The following is a 3558-nucleotide window of genomic DNA, read 5'->3' as shown; positions in this document are numbered from 1 at the left end:
AACAGGCGCTGGAAAAGATGGATATCGCGCATCTAAAAAACGCGCCCTACACAAAGGTCAGCGGCGGTGAGCGGCAGCTGGCGTACATCGCGCGCACGCTGGTTCAGGGCGCGAAAGTGATCTTTATGGACGAGCCGACCAACGGGCTGGATTTTGGCAATCAGATCAAGCTACTAGAGATGATAAAAGCGCTGGGGGATGAGGGCTATACCTTCGTGCAGACGACGCACTACCCGCGCCACGCGAAGTTTGTTTCAAATTTGACGCTGTTTATAAAAGACGGCGAAATTTTAGCTTTTGGGCGCAGCAAGCAGCTCATAAATGCCGAAAATATCGATAAAATCTACGGCATAAACTACGAAAGATACGAGGATAGATTATAAATTTTACGGGCGCATAGCGCCGTTAAATTTAGCCGAATTAGGGTAAAATTGCGCGCATAGAATAACTTTTCGGCAGCAAGACGGCGCGCCGATAAGACGCCAAGCTGCGGATCACGGTTGCGGCAATGTAAGCAGCAAACCGAATTGCTAGCGAGCAAAACGTCTAAATTTAAAGGAAAATCATGACTCCACGCGATATATTTTTAAACGGCTGCAATGAGATCGCGGCAAATTTTACGTACTTCAAGCCCGCGTAAAAGGGGCAAAAACTAACGAAGCTCACAAGCGACAAGGAGATTTTATTTGAGATTTATTTTAGCTCCAGCATGCGCAATTACTCTGGCAGTGTGAGTATCCTACCGCAGATCGCGATCTACTGCAAGCGCCTAAAAAAGCTGATGCAAGAGGAGCCGCCCTGCTCGACCGACCTTATTTTCGTATCGTATCTGAGCTATCTCACGCCGCGCAGGCAGTTTCGCGACTGGCAGCTCGCGGGCGCTAGCTTTGAGCTCAGCGTGCGGGAGATTAGCGCGGCTATCAAGGACTGCGCGCTGCCTATTTTTGAGCTTTTTGAAGATAAACAAAAGGCGGTGGAATTTATGATGCGACACGGGGCTAAATTTAACAAAAATCTAAGCGCCTTCGATCTGCGCCCGATCTACTTTGTATATTATTTCGGTGGCAGGGACGCGGCAGAGGCGTTTTTCAACGTCTGCCTAAGCGATTGCACCTACAAAGGGCGATTTTATAAGCTTTACGAGGAGCTTGCAAACGGCGCGGAGGCGGATTTCGGCAGGAGTTTGTTTTGGGGCGATACGGATGCGAAATTTGCATTTATAAAAGGACTTAGAATTTTAAATGGCTGAAGCTTTAATTCAAATTTTAATCGTAATTTTTAGCGTTTTGCTTCTGGGCGGGATTATTTGGACGCTTTTTTGGCGCAACCCTCGCAAGCTTAGCTCGCGCGAGCTTGCCGCGATAGATGGGATAAGCGAGGTAAAAAGGCTTTCCGTGCGGCCGTTTATGTTTTGGCTGGAGAGGTTTTTCATTTCACGTGAGAGCCTTTGGTTCGATCAGGATTTCATCTACGTTTTTAGCGGACAGAAGCTCGCGGCGAGGTATAAATTTGAGCAAATTTTGGCGCTTGAAGTCACAAAAATACGGATAAATCATGCTAGGATTTGGCGGATCTGCTTTGTGGGCGACGCGAGCGAGCTTGAACGCGGCAGCACGAACAAGCCCGAACGAGACGGCGCGAGCGAGTATAAATTTGTGCCCGCCGCTTCGATTTTTGAGCCGAGCTTTAAAGAATTTTTGCAAATTTTACGCGAGAAAAATCGAGACGCGATCAAGACAGAACCGAGATTTTGGGAGACCGTTTAGCGCGGCGGAATTTTAAAGCGGATTTGCAAAAAATAGAAAAAGTGCAGATCTTTGAGCGGCGATTGCCGTAAAGGGCGGCAAAAGCTACGCGCAAAACAGCAAGAGGCGACAAATAGATAAGGGGGCAGAATGAAACGTTGGAGCAAGCTTCAAAAACAGCTTTACGAACTCGTGGATGAAAGCATTGATTTTAAGCTCCACTGTGCGGTCTATAGGATGCAAAGCAGGCGCGGCAGCACGGATTTGCCGCGATATTTTATCACGCTTGCGGACGAGATTATTTTTGATTACCCGAAGGATTTCGTGCTAAAAAGCGGCGGCATAAAAAGCCTAGCAGAGGGTGCTCTAACGAAAATTTATCCGTATGGTAACGACATAAGCGACATCGGCGAGCTTATCCGCGAATATATCGACACGCCCAAAGAGGAGCTGTTTGCAAAGCACTTCGATGCAGATGAATGGGGGCTCGCAAATATCCTAAAGGCTGCCGACAAACGCATCGGCAAAAAGAGGCTGCAAATTTTAGCCAAAACAGGAAAAATCAAGCGATGCAAAAGGTAATAGCGGCTAGATTGGAGGCTTTGCAATAAATTTGAGCGGTGTTAAAAGCGGAGCGAGCAAGCGCGGACGACAGACTAAAAATTTTGATTTATGAGCGGACTTTCTAAAATTTAACTGCAATCATTCGGTGAAAATTTAAAGAATTTCGAGCATATAAAATGCGCAGGGGTGGGCTTGCCTTAGTATTTCTCGCCGGGCGGTTTGAAATTTCAGGCGGGTTTGGGCGCGGCGCATAAATTTACGTTAAAATTTAATGAAAAATCGGTGCGGTCTGCCCGCAAAATTTTAGAAAGGATAATTATGATTTTAGTTTCAAACTACGATGAGATCGACTTTGACGCGCTTTATAAGACGCAAAAAGCAAAAAGCTCATTCGGCGAAAAACTGGCCGAGCATTGGGACAAAAAGGCGCCAAGTTTCAACGAGGGCGTGATGAAAAGCGCCTATGCGCGCGAGTTTATAAGCAGGGTCGATTTTGCTGGCGTTTCTACGTTGCTTGATTTCGCATGCGGAGCGGGCGCGTTAAGCGTGCTGGCGGCAGAAAAGGTGGATCAAAATTTACGGCTATGATTTTTCGTCCAAAATGCTGGAATTTGCCCGCGAGAACGCTAAAGCTTACGGCGCAAAAAACGCGAAATTCGCACAAAAAGCCTTCGAGGACGACTGGTCTGACATGCCAGCGTGCGACGTGGTTTTCGCCTCGCGCTGCCTTGAGGTGGACGATCTAAAAGCCGCGCTTGCAAAGCTTCTTTCAAAGACTAAAAAATCGCTTTATATTACGTTTAAGGTGAGCGGCAGCTTCGTGGATGATGAAATTTTGGACGCGATAGGGCGCGAAGTGGAGCAAAAGCCAGGCTTCGTCTATCTTTTAAACATCCTATTTCAAATGGGCTATCTACCGAGCCTCAGCTATATCAAAGCCTGGTGTCACGGCGGCGGAGCGAAAAGTGCGGCGGAGTTTGTGCAAAAGACGCGCTGGGGGCTTGGCGGCGAGCTAAGCGAAACGGAGGAAGCGCGGCTAGCGAAGTATTTTAACAGCGGCAAATACGAGCCAAAGCGGGATTTTATGCACTGGGCGTTCGTGCGGGTGGATAAAACGGATAAATTTTAGATTGATTTAGTTTTTGCGGTTTTTATAAATTAAATTTGTACGTTGGGGGGATTTTGTAAATTCAACTAATTTCTCATGTTTTTCTATTTCATGACCCTCCCAGACATGGATTATTCCATC

The 3558-nt window shown here is 47.1% G+C and carries 6 protein-coding genes; all 6 read left to right on the top strand.

The features are described 5' to 3' along the window. On the top strand, nucleotides 1-383 hold a 383-nt coding region (locus Q0095_RS08065), incomplete at its 5' end, for an ABC transporter ATP-binding protein (RefSeq protein ID WP_297882968.1). Between the two features lie 326 nt (nucleotides 384-709). After that, complete coding sequence (locus Q0095_RS08060; RefSeq protein ID WP_297882966.1) at nucleotides 710-1249, top strand: hypothetical protein; 540 nt, start codon at nucleotides 710-712, stop codon at nucleotides 1247-1249. Continuing rightward, on the top strand, nucleotides 1242-1766 hold the full coding sequence (locus Q0095_RS08055) for a hypothetical protein (RefSeq protein WP_297882964.1): 525 nt from the start codon (nucleotides 1242-1244) through the stop codon (nucleotides 1764-1766). Before Q0095_RS08060 ends, Q0095_RS08055 begins: the two co-directional genes overlap by 8 nt. 129 nt (nucleotides 1767-1895) lie before the next feature. Next, nucleotides 1896-2327: a hypothetical protein gene (locus tag Q0095_RS08050; RefSeq protein WP_297882962.1), complete on the top strand. Its 432-nt coding sequence runs from the start codon at nucleotides 1896-1898 to the stop codon at nucleotides 2325-2327. Nucleotides 2328-2627: 300 nt separating this feature from the next. Continuing rightward, entirely contained in the window at nucleotides 2628-2897 is a 270-nt protein-coding gene (locus Q0095_RS08045; RefSeq protein ID WP_297882960.1) for a hypothetical protein, read from the top strand. Between the two features lie 13 nt (nucleotides 2898-2910). Continuing rightward, nucleotides 2911-3438 carry a class I SAM-dependent methyltransferase gene (locus Q0095_RS08040; RefSeq protein ID WP_297882958.1) on the top strand — a complete coding sequence of 176 codons (528 nt, stop codon included), beginning with the start codon at nucleotides 2911-2913 and terminating at the stop codon, nucleotides 3436-3438. The last annotated feature ends 120 nt before the right edge of the window (nucleotides 3439-3558 follow it).

This window comes from uncultured Campylobacter sp. (assembly GCF_938045535.1).
Taxonomy (GTDB): domain Bacteria; phylum Campylobacterota; class Campylobacteria; order Campylobacterales; family Campylobacteraceae; genus Campylobacter_B.
This window is presented reverse-complemented; position numbering and strand designations above follow the sequence as displayed.

Excerpts from the sequence above, each read along its gene's own strand:
- Q0095_RS08050 (WP_297882962.1), top strand. The coding sequence starts at position 1,896 with ATGAAACGTTGGAGCAAGCTTCAAAAACAGCTTTACGAACTCGTGGAT.
- Q0095_RS08060 (WP_297882966.1), top strand. The coding sequence starts at position 710 with ATGCGCAATTACTCTGGCAGTGTGAGTATCCTACCGCAGATCGCGATC.
- Q0095_RS08045 (WP_297882960.1), top strand. The coding sequence starts at position 2,628 with ATGATTTTAGTTTCAAACTACGATGAGATCGACTTTGACGCGCTTTAT.
- Q0095_RS08040 (WP_297882958.1), top strand. The coding sequence starts at position 2,911 with ATGCTGGAATTTGCCCGCGAGAACGCTAAAGCTTACGGCGCAAAAAAC.
- Q0095_RS08055 (WP_297882964.1), top strand. The coding sequence starts at position 1,242 with ATGGCTGAAGCTTTAATTCAAATTTTAATCGTAATTTTTAGCGTTTTG.